The sequence below is a fragment of the Promicromonospora vindobonensis genome, from assembly GCF_042685865.1.
GTDB lineage: Bacteria > Actinomycetota > Actinomycetes > Actinomycetales > Cellulomonadaceae > Promicromonospora > Promicromonospora vindobonensis.
Map to the genome: position 1 here is coordinate 1,738,410 of NZ_JBHUOG010000002.1, position 16,708 is coordinate 1,755,117.

Genomic DNA, 16,708 nt, shown 5'->3' on the forward strand with positions numbered 1-16,708 from the left:
CCCTTCCAGGATAGGACGACCCGGCCGTCGGTGGTAGTCGACATCCCGGGCATACCAGCGACTATAGGGGCAGATCAGTAAAGATGCGTGCCGTTCTTGTGTTGTGCACCCAGGTCGATCGCCGTTTTTCCAAACTTCTCACGCACCGCGTCGAGCGCGAGCTCCGCCTCCCGCTGTGCTCCGGAACGCGGATCGACCGATTCTTCGAGCGTCGGCTGCTGCGCGGATCCGCCCCGTTGCTGGAGATTCTCACCGCGGACACCGACCAGCCGCACCGGTAGCCCACCCAGGTCCACGCCCGAGACGAGCTCGCGCGCGACGAGATAGATCTCTCGTGCGACGTCGGTGGCCCCGTCCAGTGTTCGCGATCGGGTGAATGTCGCAAAGTCGCTGGAGCGGACCTTCACCGACACCGTGCGCGCCATCACACCCTGGTGTCGCAGGCGCGCGGCAACCCGGTCGGACAGCTCCAGGACCCGCCGGCTCACCGCCACCGTGTCGTCCTGATCGATGTCGAAGGTGGTCTCGGCCCCGATGCTGTGCTCGCGGTGCTCCGGCACCACCGGACGCGGGTCGCGCCCCCACGACAGGTCGTGCAGGTGTGCGCCGCTGACCCGGCCGACGGCGGTCTGCAGGCTCCCCAGGTCGGTGTGCGCCAGCTCGGCGACCGTGGTGATCCCCCACGCGGCGAGGGACTTCTCCGTCTTCTCCCCGACACCCCACAGCGCGCCGACGGGCAGCGTGTGCAGAAAGTCCACGGTGGCCTGGGCGGGCACAAGCATCAGCCCGTCCGGCTTGGAATGGGTCGAGGCCAGCTTCGCCACGAACTTGTTCCGTGCGATACCGACAGAGGCCGTGACGCCGTGCTCGGCCTCGATGCGACGGCGCAGCGCGGCCCCGATCACCGTGGGCGGGCCGAGCCGCCGTCGGGCGCCGCTCACGTCGAGGAACGCCTCGTCCACGCTGACCTGCTCCACGAGCGGAGTCACCTCGTGGAGCATGCCCATGACCGAGCGCGACACGTCGCGGTACAGGCTGTGGTCAGGCCGGATCACGGTGGCCTGCGGGCACAGCAGGCGCGCACGGGTCATCGGCATCGCGGACCGCACGCCGAAGGCGCGCGCCTCATAGGTGGCTGCCAGCACCACACCCCGCTCCTGGCCGCCCACGATCACCGGCAGCCCGCGGAGCTCAGGCCGCCGAGCCAGCTCGCACGACGCGAAGAACGCGTCCATGTCCAGGTGCAGCACCGAGCAGCCGGACTCGTCCGACCCCCAGTCTCGTCTCGCCGCCGCTGACCGCGGCCCCTTGCTCACGAACGTGCTCCGTCCTCGCTGTTGCTCCGTGCCCGGGTCGCGCGGAGCGGGCACCTGGCCCGCTCACGCACACGTCCGCTAGGACGCCTCAGGCACCAGGGTGAGGCGCTGCGCCGAGAACCCCGCCTGCGGGTCCACGAGCATCGCCACCTCGTCCCGGAAGTCCTCGGCGCAGGCGAGCAGCTCGTCCGCCCGCGCGGGCTCGACCCGCTCCGGGCGACCGGCGTCGACCGCCGCGCGCAGGGGCGCCCCGGCGGCGAAGTACCCGGACCAGGCTGCCAGGTCCGGCTCGGCGTGCGCGAGCATGTCCCACACCGTCCGCGCGCCGGAACGCGCCGACGGACGCCCGCGGAGCGCCACGACCGCCGCCGCCGAGCGGATCGCCGCGAGGTGCGCATGGACGAACCGGTCCCCCGGGTCGGCCGAACGCGCCGCCTCGGCCAGCTCCGCGTCCGCCTTGCGCAGCAGCGCGCTGACGCCTGGCGGAACCGCGTGCGGCACGAGCATGCGCGCGGAGACAACGTCCCGTGCGCCCTGAGAGTGCATGCTGCCCATCTCGAACCTCCGATCGAACCCCTTGTGCGACACTATCGAACATACGTTCTATCCTGTCAAGCGCTCCGCGGACCCGGGAGACACTGTCCTCATGGCCCGCCGCTCCGCCCGACGCCGCCCATCCTCCTCCGCACCACTGACACTCCCCGCCGAGCTGCCCGTCGGCCCCGTGCCGATCAGTACCGGTACCGCCGAGGTGGTTCGCGACCCCGACTTCCCGCAGCGGGTGACGCTGCACGTCAACGGCGTGCCGAGCTCGAGCCTCGACCTCGCGGACCCGGGCTTCCTCGACTTCGAGTACATGCAGCAGATGGCCGCCTTCGTTGCCCTGCTCTCGCCCGGACCGCTCCGGGTGCTGCATCTCGGCGCCGCGGGCAGCGCCTTCGCCCGGCACGTCGAGCACGAGCGTCCCGGCTCCCGCCAGCTCGGCGTCGACCTCGATGCCCGGCTCCTCGAGCTGGTCCGCGAATGGTTCGCCCTGCCGCGCTCGCCCCTGCTCCGCCTGCGGGCGGACGACGCAGGGAGCGCCATCGCGTCCGCCCGGGACGAGTCCTACGACGTCGTGGTCCGTGACGTCTTCGCGGGCGACCGCACCCCCGCACACCTCGTCGGCACCGGGTTCGCCGCGCAGGCCCACCGGGTGCTCCGCCCCGGCGGCGTCCTGCTGGTGAACTGCGCCGACAAGCCGCCCCTTGCGACGGCCCGCCGCGAGGTCGCCAGCCTCGCGCTGGCCTTCGGGCCCGATGCCGCTGCCACCGGCAGGCTGGCCGCCGTCGCCGAGCCAGGGATCCTCAAGGGGCGACGGTACGGAAACCTCGTCCTCGCAGCCGTCCGAGAGCTGCCGGAGGACCCCCCGGAGAGCAGCAAGGAGGACGAGCCGCCCGGCGCCCCTCAGGGCGGCACACAGGGCCCTCTGTGGCCCGCCGACGACCGGGTGCGGCTCGACCTGCGCGACCCTCGGCTGGGACGCGCCCTGCGCACGCTCGCCGTACCGGCCACGCTCCTCGCGGGCGACGACGCGGTGGCGTTCGCCGGCACGGCGGCGCCGCTCGAGACGCCGGCATCCTGACCGGACGCGAAAAAGGCCGCCCTCCCGGAGGAGGGCGGCCTTTCTCACAAGTACCTCAGAGCGGAACGACTGCTTCCGCCTGCGGCCCCTTGGGTCCCTGCGTGATCTCGAACTCGACCCGCTGGGCCTCCTCGAGAGACCGGTACCCGTTGGACTGGATCGCGGAGTAGTGCACGAAGACGTCGGCGCCGCCGCCGTCCTGGGCGATGAACCCGTACCCCTTCTCCGCGTTGAACCACTTCACAGAACCCTGCGCCATGCTGTCCTTCGACCTTCCGTCCGGAATCCGGCGGCGGGCCCGTTGCCCACCCCCGTGCCGCAATGCTTTCCCCGCTTGCACACGACACGGCGGACGTGGCCTTGGTAACTCACTGCAACGTGCGCCAGTGTGGCATGGACCACTCAGATGTGCCACGGAACACGCACATTTCTGCCGCAGATATGACACTTCGGTCCTCAGATGCCCGTTTCGAGCGGGTGCCGGTGTGCGTCTCAGCCTCCGGCTCAGGCCGGTACTGTGCGGCCCGGCCCGTCGTTCCGGCCTGGAGACTAGTCGCCGTTCTGCTGAGCGAGGAACCGCTCGAACTCGGCGCCGAGCTCCTCCGCACTGGGGATCGGAGTGCTCTCGGCGAGCAGGCTCGGGCGTCCGACGGAGCGCGCGAAGGCGTCGTACTGCTCCTCCAGCGCCTGCACGACGGCCGCGACCTCCGCCGATTCAGCGACTTGCTTCTCGACCTCGATCTTGGCGTCGGTGGCCGCCTCCTCGAGAGCCGGCACCGCCAGGTCGAGCCCGGTGGCCCGCTCCGTGTGGTGCAGCGCAACCACGGTGGCCGGTGGGTACCGCGACTGCGAGAGGTAGTGCGGCACGTGGACGGTGAAGCCCATCGCGTCGTGTCCCGCCTCGCCAAGCCGGTACTCGAGCAGCGCCGCCAGCGAGCCCGGTACCTTCACGCTGCCGAACCACGACGTGTAGTCGTCGACCAGGCCGGGCCGCGTCGCGTGCGCCGTCAGGGACAGCGGACGGGTGTGGGGCAGGCCCATCGGGATGCCCTGGATACCGACCACGAGGCTCACGCCGAACCGCTCGACCAGCTGGATCACCCCGGCCACCACGCGTTCCCACTGCAGGTCCGGCTCGGCGCCGTGCATCAAGAGGAACCCGGTGCCCTCCGCGTCGGTCACGTGGTCGACCGCGAGGTAGGGCGCCTGGTAGTCCGCCCAGCGGTCGGAGTCGAAGGTCATGGTCGCCCGCTTGGAGCGGTAGTCGAGCAGCTGGTCGACGTCGAACGTCACGAGCCGCTCGACACGAAACTCGTCGACGAGGTGCTCGACGGCCAGATCGCCTGCGCTGCCTGCGTCCACGAACCCGCGGACGGCGTGCAGCAGGACAGGCCCGTCGGCGCTTCCGGGCACGCTGCGACCCAGCGTGCGCTCGACCGCTGCTTCGTCGACGTCGTAGATGCCCTTGGGGTCAAGCACGTGCGCTCCCTCGCTCGTCGGAGTGGTTCTGCGATCCACCGGACACACCGTCCGGGTTATCTGCTCAGGTCCAACATCGCGACGGCCGGGTGTCTTCCCGTTACGCCCTCAGCGTCGTCACCGAGTCGTCCCGGGTGGGGCTGCCACCAGGTCATCGACCGGGCAGGCGCACCACGGACACGAAGAAGTCGTCGATCTGGCGGACCACGTCGATGAAGCGGTCGAAGTCCACCGGCTTCGTCACGTACGCGTTCGCGTGCAGCGAGTACGAGCCGACCACGTCCTCCTGCGCGTCCGACGTGGTCAGCACCACCACCGGGATGTGCCGGAGCATGGGGTCGCCCTTTGCCACGGCGAGCACCTCCATGCCGTCCATCTTCGGCAGGTTGAGGTCCAGGAGCACGAGGTCCGGTGTGGGGACCTTCGCGAACCGGCCCTGCTTGCGCAGGAACTCGAGCGCGCTGACACCGTCACCGACGACAGACACGTTGGTGGGGACGCGGTGATCCTCGAACGCCTCCCGGGTCATCAGGACGTCGCCCGGGTCATCCTCTACCAGGAGGATCTCCATCACCTTGTGACCACTCACGCCCGTACCTGTCCCCTGGAGTCCGCAGCGACGGGACTCTTCGTCGCGTCCCGCCGTCGGCCCTGGTCAGGCCGCCTCATCCGAGCGTAGTCGACTGCGCGCGTTCGGTCGAAAGCCGCCCGCCCGTCGGCTGGCCCTGCCGCCTGGCGAGGGTGAACCGCACGATGGTGCCCCCGCCCGCCGCCGGCTCGATCCAGATGCGCCCCTTGTGGTACTCCACGATGCGTTTCACCAGCGAGAGGCCGATGCCGGTGCCCGCGTACTGCTCGCGCGGGTGCAGCCGCTGGAAGATGACGAAGACCCGCTCCGCGTACTGGGCGTCGATGCCGATGCCGTTGTCCACCACCGAGATCTCCCAGTGCGCGCGCATGCTCCGCACCTCGATCCGGATCATCGGCGTCCGCTCGGGGTCGCGGAACTTCAGCGAGTTGCCGACCAGGTTCACGAACAGCTGCTGCAGCAGCGCGCGCTCGCCGTGCACCACGGGCATCGGGTCGTGGACGATCTCCGCGCCCGTCTCCTTCGTCCGCTCGGACAGCTCGGACAGCGCGGCCGTGAGCACCCCCTCGAGGTCCACGTCCTCGCGCGGCACGCCCGTTCGACCCACCCGGGAGAAGCTGAGCAGGTCCTGGATGAGCCGCTGCATGCGCTTGGCGCCGTCCACGGCGAACTCGATGTACTGGTCGGCGCGGTCGTCGAGCGATCCGCCGTACCGCTTCTGCAGGAGCTGGGTGAAGCTGGCGACCTTGCGCAGCGGCTCCTGGAGGTCGTGCGACGCCACGTAGGCGAACTGCTCCAGGTCGCGGTTGGACCGTTCGAGCTCGCGCGTCTTGTCGCTGAGCAGGGCGTGCGCGTTCTCGACCTCCTGGTGGGACAGCCGGATCTCCTCCACCTGGTGCACCAGGTCCCTGCGCATCGTCTCGACGTGCATGGCGAGCAGCGCCACCTCACCGGCGCCCACCGGCGTGATCTCGCGCCTGAGCTCACCGCTGCTCACGACCCGCACCCCCGCCGTCAGCTCGGTCAGCGGGCGGATCACCCAGGACTCCAGCGCGAGCCACATCATCGTTCCCATGAGCACGACGACGAAGACCAGCGTGATCACAGCGCCCAGCAGGAGCTGCTCCCAGACCGCCCGGGTCGCCACGATCTCGTCCCGCTGCGCGCTCAGCTCCGCCAGGTACTGCACGACGGCGGTGCGCGCGCTCTCGTACAGGGCGTCCCCCTCCGCGGAGGTCGGCGCGGTGCCGAGGAGCTCCATCCGGCACGCCATCTGCCCGGCGGGCGCCGCCTCGACGGCCGCCACCACGGGCTCGGCGTACTCGTCGAACCAGGCGTCGGTGCGACGCTGCGCCTCCCGGTAGGCCAGCGCGACCTCCGCGTCGGGCTCGAGCGCGCGGCGCTCGACGTCGGCGAGGAGCATGACGCGCCCCCTCGACCCGACCGCGCGCGTCCAGGGCTCCAGCGCGGCGTCGTCGCACGTCGCACGGTAGGCGCGCAGCGACGCCTCGGCGTCCCCCAGCGCCAGCGACGCGCGTTCGCCGTCGACCAGCGCCCGGTAGTACGGACCGTCGGCCCGGGCGTCCAGGCTGCGCGACTGGACCAGCGCGAGCACCGCGACGGCGAGCGCGATCACGAGCATGGCCGCCACCGCGCCGAGGAGCCGCGCGAGCCGGCTGCGCATGGACACACCGGTGAACCGGTGCTCTGCGGGCACGAGCGTCATGCCCGCGACCACTCCACGGAGTCGGCGAGCGTCGAGGTGCGTTCTGCCGGGCCCGTCGCCCCTGCCCCTGCCCAGCCGACGAAGAGCAGCGCCGCGTCGTCGACCAGTGGACCGCCGTGCAGCTCGCGCACGCGGCGCAGCACGCGGGTCACCACCTCGTCGGTGCCCTGGTCCATCTCGCGCTCCACGACGCTGCGCAGCCCGTGCGCGCCGAGCCGCGGCATGCGGCCGTGCGCGCTGGGCGGCAGGATGGGCGTGCCCTTCGGGTCGGCGCCGACGGCCGCCTCCACGAGCCCGTCCGTGTAGAGCACGGCGGTCCACACCTCGGGCAGCTCGACGGTGTGCGCCGACCAGCCGCCGTCCACGGGGATGCCGAGGGCACGGCCGCGGCGCGCCGAGGACAGCTCCTCGCAGTGGTGGGTGACCAGCACGGCGGCCTCGGGCGACGTCCTCGGCACCACGAGCAGCGGCGGCAGGTGCCCGGCCAGATAGACGTCCATGCGCCGCCGGTCGGGTGCGATCACCACCTGGCAGATCGTGACGAACACCTCTGGCCTGCCGCGCTCGGCCAGGAGCACCCGTTCGAGCAGCGGCAGGACGTCGTCGGCGGGGGTGTCCGCGAGGACGAGGGTGCGCCACGCCGTCCGCATGGCGGCGCCGAGCGCCGCCTCGTCCGGCCCGTGCCCCGCCACGTCGCCGATGACCGTGACGAGCGTGCCGTCCGGGCGCTCCACCGTGTCGAAGAAGTCGCCGCCGAGCAGGCCGTTCCCGCCGGGCAGGTAGCCCACCATGACCGAGACCTTCTCGTCCGTGACCAGCTCCTTCGGCAGCAGCGCACGCTCGAGGCGGGTGGTCTCCGCCGCGCGCACCTCGCTGCGGTACAGCGCGATCTGCTGGGCGGCGGACCGGCGGCGCAGCGTCGCGTACCGGAGGCAGCGGGCGAGTCCGTCGCCGTCCACGTCGCCCTTGACCAGGTAGTCGTCGGCCCCGTTGGCGACGGCCGACGCGCCGAGGTCGTGCGCCGTGTTCCCCGTCAGGACGACGACGGCGGGCTGGACGGGCAGGACCTCGATGCCCTCGATGATGCGGCGCAGTGCGCCGAGGCCTTCGGCGTCGGGCAGACCGAGGTCGAGCAGCAGGCAGTCCACCGCCACCATCGACAGCACGCCGAGGGCCTCGTCGACGGACCGGGCCCTGTGCAGGTCGGCTCGGAGGTCGGCCTCCACGTCGGCGTCGGCGAGGAGCTCGCTCACGAGGAACGCGTCGGCGTCGTCGTCCTCGACGAGGAGGACCGAGATGGGCCCGTCGATCCACGACGGGCGCGCTTCGGGTCCGGGCCCTCTTCCGGGCCCCGCAGTACCTGCCCCGCCCAGTGCCATGGCGGCGATCCTATCCAGCGAGATGACGCTGTGTCAGCGGACAGGCCGACAGGTGCGCGATAATGGTCGGCCGGTTGATTGCGACCGAAGCATTTTCGCTGGTGAACCACGGAGGTATGGCGTGACGGGAATCGCGGGCGAGCTCGCCCACGAGCAGGCAGTCGTCGACACGATGTACGTCCGGCTGGACACCCTCCGGGGTACGACCGCGGACCGTCTGCGGGACGTCCGCCTGGCGGGTGCCACCGGCACGCACCAGAACCGCAGCGAGCGGGACGCGTTCGCGACGCTCTACGAGGACAGGGCCGCGCAGCTCGACGCCGTCGAGGACCGGCTGGTCTTCGGTCGCCTCGACCTCTCGGACGAGGCTGCCGACGGCACGGTCACCCGGTACGTCGGGCGCATCGGCCTGACCGACGCCGAGCACCGTTCGATGCTGACCGACTGGCGCGCCCCGGCCGCCGAGGCGTTCTACCGGGCCACGGCGCTGCACCCGGCCGGCGTGCGACGGCGGCGGCACCTGGTGACGAAGGGTCGCTCGGTGACCGGGCTCGAGGACGAGGTCCTCGACCTCGACAGCGAGATCGACCCCGACGCGCTCTCCGGCGAGGGCGCGCTGCTCGCGGCGATGGCCCAGGGCCGCACCGGCCGGATGTCGGACATCGTCGCGACCATCCAGGCCGAGCAGGACCGCATCATCCGCTCCGACCTGTCCGGCGCGCTCGTGGTCCAGGGCGGCCCGGGCACCGGAAAGACGGCGGTGGCGCTGCACCGCGCCGCCTACCTCCTGTACGCGCACCGGCGCCTGCTGGAGCGCTCCGGCGTGCTCGTCGTCGGCCCGTCCAGCGCGTTCCTGCGCTACATCGACCAGGTGCTGCCCTCGCTCGGCGAGACCGGTGTCGTGTCCACGACGGTCGGCGACCTCATCCCGGGGATCCGCGCGACCGCCGTCGACGAGGGGCAGGTGGCCCGGCTCAAGGGCCTGCTCCTGTGGCGCAAGATCATCCGCCGGGCGGTGCGGGCAAGGGAGCGGGTGCCGGAGCGAGAGGTGGCGGTGCGGGTCGAGGGGCACGACTTCGTGATCCGGCCGAGGGACATCAGCGATGCGATCGCCCGCGCACGCCGCACGCACAAGCCGCACAACCTGGCGCGGGGCGCTTTCGTGCGCGACATGCTCGACCGCCTCACCGACCAGTACCGTGACTTCACGGACGCGCCGCTGTCTGGCGAGGACCGCAGGTCGGTGTTCGAGGACCTCCGCTCGGACCGCGACGTCCGCGTGGCGCTGAACATCGCGTGGCTGCCGATCACGCCGGAGAAGCTCGTCACGGACCTGTACACCAAGCCGCACCGGCTGGCCGAGGCCGCGCCGGAGCTCACCGCCCGCGAGCGCCGCCTCCTGCAGCGGGACGCCACCGCTCCGTGGACGGAGTCCGACGTGCCGATCCTCGACGAGGCGTACGAGCTGCTCGGCGAGGACGACTCCGTGGCGCTGGCCGAGGCCCGCCACCGCGAGGCCGAGCAGGCGCGCGAGGTCGAGTACGCGCGCAGCGTGCTCGCCGCGACCGGCGCGGGCGACGGCCTGGTCGACGCCGAGACGCTGGCGTCCCGCTTCACGGCGAGCGGACCGACCCTGACGACTGCCGAACGCGCCTCGAGCGACCGTGCGTGGACCTACGGCCACGTGGTGGTCGACGAGGCGCAGGAGCTGTCCCCCATGGCCTGGCGGTCGCTGGTGCGGCGGGTGCCGACCCGGTCGATGACCATCGTCGGTGACGTCGCCCAGACGTCGTCGGCGGCGGGCGCGCGCAACTGGGACCGCATGCTCACCCCGCTGCTGCGCGACGGGTGGCGGCTGTCAGAGCTCACCGTCTCCTACCGGACTCCGTCCACCGTCGCCGACACCGCCCAGCGGGTGGCGCGGGCCGCCGGGCTGCCCGTCTCGGAGCTGCGCGCGGCGCGCGACGTCGAGGACTCCCTCGTCGCCGTGCGTACCGCCCCGGGCCCGGACGGCCTGCCGGACGTCGACGCTGTGGTCGCCGAGGCGCTCGGTCTCATCAAGGAGCTCGTGGGGCCCGACGCCGGCCGGGTCGCCGTCGTGGCGCCGGGGGCCGGTGTGGGGCGGCTGGCCGATGCCGTCACCGCGGCCCTGCCAGGTGCCGTCGGCGCGGCGGAGGCGGCCCGGCTCTCGGCGCAGCGTCCGGAGGACGCCCAGGTGACCGTGCTCGCACCGCGTCAGACCAAGGGGCTGGAGTTCGACGCCGTCGTGCTGGTGGAGCCGGCCGCGATCGCCGAGGGTGCCGGCGGGACCAGCGACCTCTACGTGGCGATGACGCGCCCCACCCAGCGCCTGGTGGTCGTGCACGCCCGCCCCCTCCCGGAGGGCTTCTGAGTGTTGTGGGCGTGATCGTTGCTCCTACGCGTCCGTTTTAGGCACAACGGTCACGCCCACAACAAGCGGGTGTCCCAGTGGGCGGGATGCGGGGGTCGTTCGTTTGTTGGTTCCGCCTCGCCTGGCGCACCATGGGTCCGTGCAGCGAGCCCTTCTCCTCGAGAACGTCCACCCGACCTCCGTGCCGATCCTGGAATCGGCCGGGTACGAGGTCGACTACCGCAAGGGCGCCCTTGACGAGGACGAGCTGATCGCCGCCCTCGACGGCGTCCAGCTGCTGGGTATCCGGTCCAAGTCCGAGGTGACGGCGCGCGTGCTCTCCGAGGCGACGAGCCTCGTCGGCGTCGGCGCCTTCAGCATCGGCACCAACCAGATCAACCTGACTGCAGCGGCCAACCGCGGCGTCGCCGTGTTCAACGCGCCGTTCTCCAACACCCGGTCCGTGGTGGAGCTGGCCATCGCCGAGATCATCTCGCTCACGCGCCGCATGACGGAGCGTGACCGCGCCCTGCACTCGGGCGTGTGGGACAAGTCAGCGGAGGGCTCGCACGAGGTGCGCGGCCGCACGCTCGGCATCGTCGGCTACGGGAACATCGGCTCGCAGCTCTCCGTGCTCGCCGAGAACCTCGGCCTGTCCGTCATCTTCTACGACACCGCGGAGAAGCTGGCGCTCGGCAACGCGCGCCGTGCCGAGACCCTCGACGAGCTGCTCGAGACCGCCGACATCGTGACGCTGCACGTCGACGGGCGCTCCGGGAACGCCGGCCTGTTCGGCGCCAAGCAGTTCGCCCGCATGAAGCAGGACGCGATCTTCCTGAACCTGTGCCGCGGGTTCGTGGTCGACGTCGACTCGCTGGCCGAGCACATCACGTCGGGACACCTGTCGGGTGCCGCCGTGGACGTCTTCCCTGAAGAGCCAAAGAAGCGCGGCGACACCTTCGAGTCGGTGCTGCGCGGCCTGCCCAACGTGATCCTGACGCCGCACGTGGGCGGCTCCACCGAGGAGGCGCAGGAGTCGATCGGCCAGTTCGTGGCCAAGAAGCTCAGCGACTACGTGACCACCGGCTCGACGATGCTCAGCGTCAACCTGCCGAACCTCCAGCTCGAGCACACGGGCGTCGGCCGCATCAAGCTGCTGCACCGCAACGTGCCCGGCGTCCTGGCCACCGTGAACCAGATCTTCGCGGACCACGGCGCCAACATCGAGGGCCAGATGCTCGCCACGCGCGGCGACATCGGCTACGTGGTCACGGACATCTCGGACGTGACCGAGCGGGGTGCCTCCAAGAAGCTCCAGGCCCTGGACACGACGATCAGGCTGCGCATCCGCGACGCCTTCGACCGGCCGGAGTTCCCGCCGGGGCCGGCCGCCCGCTGACGCGCTCCCTCCCTCGTTCCAGAAGCCCAGGTCACCCGCGTGACCTGGGCTTCTGGCATGCCGGAGGTCACATGTCGGCAGATCGGCCGAGCACGGACGCCGGGATCGTGTAGGCCGAGAAGGCTGCCGCGACCTGGGCCTCGTCCAGGCCGTAGCGCTCCAGCGTGTACACGTGGGGCCGGTGGCCGGTCCGGTCGAGCGACGCGGCGAGGTTGGCGTCGTCGGCCTCGCCCCAGGCGAGGTCCAGGCGCTCGAACACCCCGCGCAGCACCGACCTCGGGTCCGCGAGCAGGTCGTCGTAGACGACGTCGATCACCGCGTCGGCGGGCAGCTCCTCGCGCAGCCGGATCGCGCGCTCGACGCCCCCGGCGGAGATCTCCAGCCACTCCCGGCCGATCCGGTCGAGATCGATCCGGCCGGGCTTGGTGTACAGCACGTGCGTCGCCTCGGCCATCGAGCTGCCGGAGGCGACGGCGGCCGCCGGTGCGCGGTGCGTCCAGACGAACCGCGCGTCCGGGAACGCCCGCAGGATCTCCGGCATCCGCCACAGGTTCATCGGGTGCTTGATCACCCAGCGCTCCGGTGCCTCGCCGGCCGCCATGACCTGCAGCGCGTCGCGCAGGAAGAGGTAGTCGTCGGTGAGGTCCGCCTTCGCCACGTGGTCGAGGTAGCGCGGGAGAGGGCCCCACGTCGCGTACATCTCGGTGTGGGCGCGCAGCATGAAGTCCTCCTCCTCGCTGTCGGCGATCAGCGGGTGCAGGTGCGCCCACGCGGGGCTGAGCTTCGCCACGGTCGCGAACCGCTTGCGGGCCTGCGCGATCAGCCGTTCCCGCTCGGCCTCCGGCCGGGGAAGACCCAGGTTGGTCATCTCCCACAGCTTCGGACCGCGGTGACCAGGGTGGCGTGCGATCAGGTTGTAGGTCAGCGTGGTCCCGGTCCGCGGCAGACCGACGACGAACACCGGCCCGGTCACCGGCTCGTCCCGGACCTCTGGCCGGCTCGCCTGGGCCTCGCGCACGACGACGCGGTTGCGCAGCCGGTCCCTGACCTGGTCCTGCGTGCTCGACCAGCCCATGGCGCTCAGCTCCGGGTACGCGGCGAGGTCGCCAAGGAGCAGCCGGAGTCCGTCCACCGCCGCGAGGTCGTCGGCGCCGAGCGTGGCCCGCCCGCTCTGCACCTCCTGCAGCAGGCGCTCGTAGACGGCGTCGGGGTCCTTGCGGGTGCGCATACCGGGGGCGAGCAGCACGTTGAGGAGTCGGAGCAGCGGTGTGGCCTGGGGCATGACGCACATCCTGCCGAGACCGCCGCCCGGCGACAAGCGCCCGGACGCGACCGACCCGGATCGTGACCCAACTGGTGGCGCCACCCGCGCGTTCGTCGGTTAGCATCCCGAACGAGGGCTTGTACCCGGCGTCACATGACCTGGCCCAGGGGCGCCGACGAGAGGGGAACCGTGACCGCACGACCGCCGTCGGACCCGCTGATACGACTACGCGACGTCACCCACCGCACGCTTCTCGTGGAGACCACAGCGGCCTCCGACGCGAACGAGGTGTACGAGCGGCTGCGGCTCCAGTGGGGGTCGGTCGCTCCGGTGGACCTCGAACCAGGCGTCCCCGCGTGGCTGGTGCTCGGCCACGACGAGGCGGTGGGTGTGCTCCGGGACGACCGCACCTTCATCAAGGACCCGTCGATCTGGCACGGGCACGCCGAGAACCTGCTCGGCCCGCAATCGGCGCTCCACCTCGTGCTCCCCCGCGCCCCGAAGCCCACGCTCGCGGACGCCGACGGCGCCAAGCACGCACGCATGCGGCCGCCCGTCGACGACGCGCTGTCGCAGGTCGACGAGGCCCGCGCGGCCGCGATCACCCGCCGCCTGTGCGGGATGCTCATCGACCGGTTCGAGGACCGCGGCCGAGCGGATCTGGTCGCCGAGTACGCGGCGGTCGTCCCGTTCCTCGCGCTGTCCGAGCTGGACGGGCTCGAACCAGGGCAGGCGCAGCGCCTGCAGGAGATCACGCGGGCGATCTTCGAGTCGGGCGCAGCGGCCCGTGAGCGGACCGTCGAGCTGCTGGAGATCGTGACCGAGCACATCGCGCACAGCAGGAGGCTCGGCACCAGGGACATCGCAGGGGTCCTCGCGGTGCACGACAACTTCGAGAGCGACCTGGAGCGGGCGCAGACCCTCACCGCCATCACGCTCGCGGCCAACGAGGCGCTGCTGGCCTGGATCGCGCAGACCCTCGCGCTGGTCCTGAGCGACCCGCGCTTCTCGAACCGGGTCTCCGGGGGGCGGCTGCACATCGACGACGCGCTCGACGAGGTGCTGTGGCGCTCGACGACCAACCCCAACCTCATGCCTCGGTTCGCCACGCGCGAGGTCGTGATCGGCGACAAGCTGATCGAGCGCGGGGCTGCGGTGGTCGTCGGGGTGCACGCGGCCAACCACGACCCGCTGGTCCAGTCCGCCGACCCGTGGGACACGGTGGGCAACCGCGCCTACCTGTCGTTCGGCGCGGGCCCGCACCGCTGCCCCGCGCCGCGTCTCGGGCGGGTCATCGCGCGGATCGCGGTCGCGGAGCTGCTGCAGCGCCTGCAGGTGACGCTCGTCGGCGACCCCGACAAGGTCGAGTGGGCGACCAGCCCGTGGATGCGTTTCCCCGCCCGGCTCCCCGTGACGTTCCCGCCTCCGGTCAGCCCGCCCGCACCCGGCGCCTGGCCGCCGGGGCCGGCGGAGTTCGCACACTAGGCCTTGGGGCGAACCGGGCGCTCAGGCCGCCCGGACCGCTGCGAGCGCGTCCGCGAACACGGCATCCACGGCCTGGTTGTCGTCGATGACGGCCCCCGCCTCGTCCGGCTCCAGCGGTTCAAGGGTGTCGAGCTGGGACTGCAGGAGCGACGGCGGCATGAAGTGGGTCCTGCGCTTCATGCGGTCGAGCAGGACGTCGAACGTCGAGTCGAGATGCACGAAGAACAGACCCGCATAGCCCTCGCGCAGCCAGTCGCGGTACGGCCGGCGCAACGCCGAGCAGGCGGTGACCGAGAGCTCTCCGGCCGCGTCGAGCCGGGCGATCTCGTCGGCCAGCGCCCGCAGCCATGGCCGCCGGTCGTCGTCGTCGAGGGGGATCCCCGCCGACATCTTCTCGATGTTCGCCTGCGGGTGGAACGTGTCGCCCTCGACGAACACACCCCCGAGCGCTTCCGCGAGCGCGCGGCCGACGGTCGTCTTGCCCGTCGCGGTCACGCCCATGACCACAAGGTGACGTGGCGCGCTCATCCGGTCACGAGCCAGAGCAGCGCGGCGATCAGGAAGATGGCGACGCCGAGGGTCGTCTCGAGCACGGTCCAGGTCTTGAGCGTCGTCTTGACGTCCATACCGAAGAACCTGCTCACGAGCCAGAACCCGGAGTCGTTGACGTGGGACAGGACGGTCGCGCCTGCGGCGACCGCGAACACCAGCAGCGTGATCTTCACGTCGCTGAGGTTCTCGGCGGCCACCTGCGCCGAGATCAGCCCCGCCGTCGTCGTCAGGGCGACCGTCGCAGAGCCCTGCGCCACCCGCAGCACCGTCGCGATGAAGAACGCCTGCAGGAGGATCGGCATGCCGAGTCCGGACAGCGCGTCGGTGAGCGCCGAGCCGATGCCGCTGGCGCGCAGCACCCCGCCGAACATCCCCCCGGCGCCGGTGATGAGGATGATCGAGCAGATCGGCCCGAGCGCGTCGTCGAGGATGCTGGTCGCCTGGGCCATCGAGAACCTGCCGCGCGACAGCGCGGCGAGCGCCACCAGCACGGTGATGAGCAGCGCGATGGGCGTCTGGCCGATCAGCGTCAGGGTGTTGGCCCACACCGCGTCCTCGGCGATCGCGCCGGCCGTGATCAGGGTGCTGACGACGGTGTTGAGCGAGATCAGCACCAGCGGCAGGAGCAGGATGAGCAGGACGGTGCCGAAGCGCGGCGGTGCCTGCGTGGCGGTGGCCGTCGTTCCGGCACCGCCGTCACCATCCTCCGCACCGTCGGAGCGGCCACCGTTCATCCGGCCGAACACGGCGTCGGGGACGTCGACGCGGTACCGGGCACTCAGGTAACGGGCCACGTAGTGGACGCCGAGGAACCAGGCACCGACCGCGACGGGCACACCGAGGAGCAGCGTGAGGCCGATGTTCCCGCCCAGCAGGTCGGCGGCGGCCACGGGGCCGGGGTGCGGAGGCACCACGGCGTGCATGACCGCGAACGCCCCGGCCGTCGGCAGGCCGTAGCGCAGGATGCCACCGCCGAACCGGCGTGCGACGGTGAAGATGATCGGCAGGAACACCACGAGGCCGGCATCGAAGAAGATCGGGAAGCCGAAGATGAGGGCGGCGACGCCGAGGGCGAGCGGTGCGTGCTTCTCGCCGAACCGGGCGATGAGCGTGTCGGCAAGGACCTGCGCGCCGCCGGTCGTCTCCAGCAGCCTGCCGACCATGACGCCGAATCCCACCAGCAGCGCCACCGAGCCCAGCGTCCCGCTGAACCCGCCCAGCAGCGCGTCGGGGATGTCCGCGACAGGGATCCCTGCCGCGACCGCGGTGAGGAGGCTGACCAGCACGAGCGCGACGAACGCGTGCAGCTTGAGCCGGATGATCAGGAACAGCAGCACAGCGACGGCCGCCGCTGCGATCAGGAGCAGTGTGCCCGCCCCGTAGACCGGCTCTATCTCGGTCATCGCCGCCTCCTCGCGGTCATTCCTCGGTCCTGCATGATCGTCCCGACAGTAGCAGGGCAGATCAGGTCAGGACGGCAGCGCCACCGAGTGTTCTGGCAGGTCCCTGCCCTGCGCTGCCGGG

At 71.7% G+C, this 16,708-nt stretch carries 14 protein-coding genes; 4 read left to right on the plus strand and 10 right to left on the minus strand.

The annotated features are described in order from the left end of the window. Positions 1–74: 74 nt before the first annotated feature. On the minus strand, positions 75–1,316 hold the full coding sequence (gene dinB / locus ACFS27_RS21035; protein WP_377186985.1) for a DNA polymerase IV: 1,242 nt from the start codon (positions 1,314–1,316) through the stop codon (positions 75–77). 78 nt (positions 1,317–1,394) lie between these two features. Continuing rightward, entirely contained in the window at positions 1,395–1,862 is a 468-nt protein-coding gene (locus tag ACFS27_RS21040) for an SAV_6107 family HEPN domain-containing protein (protein ID WP_377186988.1), read from the minus strand. A 100-nt stretch (positions 1,863–1,962) separates the two neighbouring features. On the opposite strand from ACFS27_RS21040, the gene ACFS27_RS21045 reads away from it, so the two are divergent. After that, positions 1,963–2,940: a spermidine synthase gene (locus ACFS27_RS21045; protein WP_377186991.1), complete on the plus strand. Its 978-nt coding sequence runs from the start codon at positions 1,963–1,965 to the stop codon at positions 2,938–2,940. Between the two features lie 55 nt (positions 2,941–2,995). Here the strand turns inward: ACFS27_RS21045 and ACFS27_RS21050 are convergent, their stop codons facing one another. The 5 genes from ACFS27_RS21050 to ACFS27_RS21070 form a co-directional block, all read right to left on the minus strand. Then, positions 2,996–3,199: a cold-shock protein gene (locus ACFS27_RS21050; RefSeq protein WP_020016705.1), complete on the minus strand. Its 204-nt coding sequence runs from the start codon at positions 3,197–3,199 to the stop codon at positions 2,996–2,998. Between the two features lie 290 nt (positions 3,200–3,489). Further along, a complete protein-coding gene (locus ACFS27_RS21055) occupies positions 3,490–4,419 on the minus strand; it encodes a proteasome assembly chaperone family protein (protein ID WP_377186993.1) in 930 nt (309 codons plus the stop codon). Positions 4,420–4,570: 151 nt separating this feature from the next. After that, positions 4,571–4,990, minus strand: coding sequence for a response regulator (locus ACFS27_RS21060; RefSeq protein WP_377191110.1), 420 nt, complete (start codon positions 4,988–4,990; stop codon positions 4,571–4,573). Between the two features lie 94 nt (positions 4,991–5,084). After that, on the minus strand, positions 5,085–6,734 hold the full coding sequence (locus ACFS27_RS21065; protein WP_377186996.1) for a sensor histidine kinase: 1,650 nt from the start codon (positions 6,732–6,734) through the stop codon (positions 5,085–5,087). Beyond that, positions 6,731–8,113 (minus strand): PP2C family protein-serine/threonine phosphatase, encoded by a 1,383-nt coding sequence (locus ACFS27_RS21070; RefSeq protein ID WP_377186998.1) that lies wholly within the window; start codon positions 8,111–8,113, stop codon positions 6,731–6,733. Before ACFS27_RS21070 ends, ACFS27_RS21065 begins: the two co-directional genes overlap by 4 nt. Positions 8,114–8,234: 121 nt before the next feature. On the opposite strand from ACFS27_RS21070, the gene ACFS27_RS21075 reads away from it, so the two are divergent. Together ACFS27_RS21075 and serA are read left to right on the plus strand one after the other, a co-directional pair. Beyond that, positions 8,235–10,505: a HelD family protein gene (locus tag ACFS27_RS21075; RefSeq protein ID WP_377187001.1), complete on the plus strand. Its 2,271-nt coding sequence runs from the start codon at positions 8,235–8,237 to the stop codon at positions 10,503–10,505. A 139-nt stretch (positions 10,506–10,644) separates the two neighbouring features. Further along, the gene (serA, locus tag ACFS27_RS21080) at positions 10,645–11,883 is read left to right on the plus strand and encodes a phosphoglycerate dehydrogenase (protein ID WP_377187004.1); all 1,239 of its coding nucleotides are present in this window, start codon (positions 10,645–10,647) and stop codon (positions 11,881–11,883) included. 67 nt (positions 11,884–11,950) lie between these two features. On the opposite strand, the gene ACFS27_RS21085 is transcribed toward serA, so the two are convergent. Further along, positions 11,951–13,165 carry a sulfotransferase family protein gene (locus ACFS27_RS21085; RefSeq protein WP_377187007.1) on the minus strand — a complete coding sequence of 405 codons (1,215 nt, stop codon included), beginning with the start codon at positions 13,163–13,165 and terminating at the stop codon, positions 11,951–11,953. Between the two features lie 135 nt (positions 13,166–13,300). On the opposite strand from ACFS27_RS21085, the gene ACFS27_RS21090 reads away from it, so the two are divergent. Then, positions 13,301–14,632 (plus strand): cytochrome P450, encoded by a 1,332-nt coding sequence (locus tag ACFS27_RS21090; protein WP_377187009.1) that lies wholly within the window; start codon positions 13,301–13,303, stop codon positions 14,630–14,632. 21 nt (positions 14,633–14,653) lie between these two features. Here the strand turns inward: ACFS27_RS21090 and ACFS27_RS21095 are convergent, their stop codons facing one another. Both ACFS27_RS21095 and ACFS27_RS21100 read right to left on the minus strand, forming a co-directional pair. Continuing rightward, positions 14,654–15,160: a gluconokinase gene (locus ACFS27_RS21095; RefSeq protein ID WP_377187012.1), complete on the minus strand. Its 507-nt coding sequence runs from the start codon at positions 15,158–15,160 to the stop codon at positions 14,654–14,656. Next, positions 15,157–16,587: a GntP family permease gene (locus tag ACFS27_RS21100; RefSeq protein ID WP_377187015.1), complete on the minus strand. Its 1,431-nt coding sequence runs from the start codon at positions 16,585–16,587 to the stop codon at positions 15,157–15,159. The genes ACFS27_RS21095 and ACFS27_RS21100 overlap by 4 nt, the downstream gene beginning before the upstream one ends. Positions 16,588–16,708: the final 121 nt, after the last annotated feature.